The following is a 233-nucleotide window of genomic DNA, read 5'->3' on the forward strand; positions in this document are numbered from 1 at the left end:
GGGGCGGGGGGGGGGGGCTGCTCGCCCGAACGCTGATCGTCGACGACGTCGCGACGGCCCGCGAGGTGTGGCCGACGGTGGCGCCCGAGGCGGGCGTCACCCTCATCACCCGCTCGGGCGACGTTCTCACCGCGTATGTTCTGGGCGGGGCCTCCGGAGCCAAGCGCCGCCGGATCGTGCTGAGGGGCGAGCGGGACACCGCAACGGTGTGCCTCGACGAGACCGTCTCGCTG

1 protein-coding gene is annotated in these 233 nt (G+C 74.7%); it reads left to right on the forward strand.

The genetic code is table 11. The annotated features are described in order from the left end of the window. Positions 1-233: hypothetical protein (locus tag QCD70_RS19155; protein ID WP_301219238.1), on the forward strand; the 233-nt coding region annotated here is incomplete at both ends.

The sequence above is a fragment of the Agreia sp. PsM10 genome (assembly GCF_030433855.1).
In the GTDB taxonomy this organism is placed as follows: domain Bacteria; phylum Actinomycetota; class Actinomycetes; order Actinomycetales; family Microbacteriaceae; genus Agreia.